Origin of the sequence: Spongiactinospora gelatinilytica, assembly GCF_003236385.1 — a bacterium.
In the GTDB taxonomy this organism is placed as follows: domain Bacteria; phylum Actinomycetota; class Actinomycetes; order Streptosporangiales; family Streptosporangiaceae; genus Spongiactinospora; species Spongiactinospora gelatinilytica.
In genome coordinates this window covers 1-2,872 of record NZ_POUA01000598.1, presented here as the reverse complement: position 1 = coordinate 2,872, position 2,872 = coordinate 1, and the positions used below count along the sequence as shown (strand labels likewise).

2 protein-coding genes and 1 pseudogene are annotated in these 2,872 nt (G+C 69.3%); 1 reads left to right on the top strand and 2 read right to left on the bottom strand.

What is annotated here, in order from left to right; genetic code table 11:
- Both C1I98_RS37460 and C1I98_RS37455 read right to left on the bottom strand, forming a co-directional pair.
- On the bottom strand, positions 1-714 hold a 714-nt coding region (locus C1I98_RS37460; RefSeq protein WP_111171992.1), incomplete at its 3' end, for a D-alanine--D-alanine ligase family protein.
- Between the two features lie 289 nt (positions 715-1,003).
- Positions 1,004-2,236, bottom strand: a complete 1,233-nt coding sequence (locus C1I98_RS37455) for an aminotransferase-like domain-containing protein (RefSeq protein ID WP_111171991.1) — start codon at positions 2,234-2,236, stop codon at positions 1,004-1,006.
- 359 nt (positions 2,237-2,595) lie between these two features.
- Here C1I98_RS37455 and C1I98_RS37450 point away from each other — a divergent pair.
- Positions 2,596-2,872: pseudogene (locus tag C1I98_RS37450) on the top strand (GNAT family N-acetyltransferase); the annotation flags it as partial.

Sequence of the window (2,872 nt, the reverse complement as noted above, 5' to 3'; positions counted from 1 at the left end):
GGGGGAGAGGCGGGCCGGGGCGAAGAACTCGGTGTGGCCGGCCGTGTAGCGGGCGGCGTAGTCGTAGACGCCGGCGTCCGGGACGATCTCGACTGGGGGGAGTGCCTTGGGGCCGTCGCCGTGGTCGACGACTGAGATGGCGATCTCCACGCCGGAGACGTAGCGCTCGATCAGGGCGGTGTCGCCGTAGGCGAAGCAGCCGACCATCGCGGCGGGGAGCTCCTCGGCGGTACGGACGAGTGAGGCTCCGAGGGCGGAGCCGCCGCGGGCGGGCTTGACGAAGAGCGGCAGGCCCAGGCGGTCGATGATGCGCTCCAGCATGGCGGTGGCGCCGAGGTCGTGAAAGGTCTCCTTGGGGAGGGTCACCGAATCGGGGGTGCTGAGGCCGGACGCCTTGATGATCGCCTTCGCGCTGGGCTTGTCGAAGGCGATGCGGCATGCTTCGGGGCCGGCGCCGACGTACGGCACGTTGAGGAGTTCCAGGACCGATCGGATGGCGCCGTCCTCGCCGGAAACCCCGTGCAGGGTGACGAAGGCGGCGTCGGGCGGGTCGGCGAGCACGGAGGGGATGAGCGAGGCGTCGGTGTCGCGGGTCTCGACGTCGATGCCTCCGGCTCGCAGGACCTCGCTGACTCGGCGTCCGGACTTCAGGGAGACCTCGCGCTCGTACGACAGCCCGCCCGCGAGAACCAGCACGTGGCCGAGATCGCTCATAGGTCCCTCCAGCGTGGAGTCTCGAACCGAGGCTCCGGAGAAAGCGTCGCGGCACGGTCGGTGCCGCACGGGCAGGTGATGCGCGCGCCGGCGTCGCGAACCTGCCAGCGGATGCAGGACAGGTTAGCCCAACGCCTGCGGCCAGGTGGAGGGGGGAGGTGCGTCTGGGGTCAAGTCAGGCCAAAGTGGGTCGGGTTGTGAGCGGATATCGAGAAGACCCCCTCGATCGGCCGGGTATCTGAAACGCCGTACGGCCGGCCACAGGGTGGCCGGCCGTACGGATCATGGGTCAGGCGAGGTCGGGACCCGGGGTGTGGACCCCGGCACGGCCGGGAGTGGTGCCGGTGCCGAAGGTCTCGTGCAGGAGCGTCTCCTGCTCGATCACGCCGGCCAGGCGGCGGACGCCCTCCCTGATGCGTTCCGGTTCCGGATAGCAGTAGGACAGCCGCATGTGCCCGGCGCCCTGTCCGTCGGCGTAGAAGCCGGTGCCCGGTACGAACGCGACCCGCTCGGCGACCGCGCGGGGCAGGATCGCCTTGGAGTCGAGCCCTTCGGGCAGGGTCAGCCAGACGAAGAACCCGCCGGCAGGGCGGGTCCAGGAGCATCCGGCGGGCATGAGCTGCTCAAGCGCGCTCAGCATCGTGTCCCGGCGTTCGCGATACAGCTCGCGGAAGGACTTGATCTGCTCGCGCCACGGCTGGGTGGCGAGATACTGCCCGACCGCGAGCTGCGCGAACGAGGAGTGCGAGAGCACCGCGGACTCCATCGCGAGCACCAGCTTGTCCCGCACGGCGTGCGGCGCGAGCGCCCACCCCACCCGGAACCCCGGTGCCAGGGTCTTGGAGAACGACCCCAGATAGATCACCCCGTCCGCGTCGTCGGCGCGCAGCGCCCGCAGCGGGTCGCCGTCGAAGCCGAGCAGGCCGTACGGGTTGTCCTCGATCACGAGCACGCCCGCGCGGTTGCAGACGTCGAGCACTTCGCGCCGCCGCGCCACGCTGAGGGTGACGCCGGCCGGGTTCTGGAAGTTCGGGACCGTGTAGAGGAACTTGATACGCCGTCCCTGGCGGGTCAGCGTCTCGATCGTCTCGGCCAGCGCGGCCGGGTTCAGGCCGTCGTCGTCCATCGCGACGTGGACGACGTCCGCCTGGTAGGCGGTGAAGGTGCCGAGGGCGCCCACGTAGGACGGGCCCTCGGCGAGCACCACGTCGCCGGGGTCGATGAAGATCCGGGTGATCAGATCGAGTGCTTGCTGTGAACCGACGGTGACCACTACGTCGCTCGGGTCCGCCTCGATGCCCTCAAGCCGCATGACCTCGCACATCTGCTCGCGCAGGTGCGGGTCTCCCTGGCCTGAGCCGTACTGTAGCGCGGTCGAACCGCGCCGGGCCACGAGGTCGGCGATCAGCTCGCCGATCAAGTCGAGGGGAAGAGCCGTGACGTACGGCATGCCGCCGGCGAGCGAGACCACCTCGGGCCTCGACGCGACGGCGAAGAGAGCTCGGATCTCAGAGGCGACCATCCCGGTAGCTCGTGCTGCGTACCGATCGACGTAGGCGTCGATGCGCGACCCTTGGGGCGCGCTGGTCTGACCGTGATCCGTATCCTCTGTCACGGTCCACCTCCTCGGTCGAAGTGCCGGAGAAAACCAGAGTACGTCACCTTTTGTGACGGCCCATCGGGGGGAGCCGTATCGCCGACCTCGGATCGGTGATCCACGTAATGCCACCCCCACTGAGCTACGATGCCAGTCGGGGACGCCGTATTGATGCGGTTTTCCACCAAGACTCGCGTCAGGATAGGGGCCACCAGTTGTCGCGTCGCCTCGTCAACGTCACGTTGGACAACCTTGACGATCTTCCACGCCGGTGCCGTCGATGCGTGTTCTGGGAGCTCGACCCGGTCGGTGGCGAGCGGGCGAACGAGGTCGGCGACGCGGGGCTGGAGAAGGAAGCCTGGATCTCGGCGACGCTGCTGGAGTGGGGAAGCTGCGGCAAGATCGCCTATGTGGACGGGGCGCCGGCCGGGTTCGTGCTGTACGCGCCGCCGCTCTATGTGCCGCGTTCGGTGGCGTTCCCGACGTCGCCGGTGAGCTCCGATGCCGTGCTGCTGATGACCGCCCAGATCATCGCCGAGTTCTCGGGGGGCGGGCTGGGGC

What these genes read in the sequence shown, in the direction of transcription:
- C1I98_RS37455 (WP_111171991.1), bottom strand. Translation starts at nt 2,236, where the DNA reads ATGGTCGCCTCTGAGATCCGAGCTCTCTTCGCCGTCGCGTCGAGGCCC.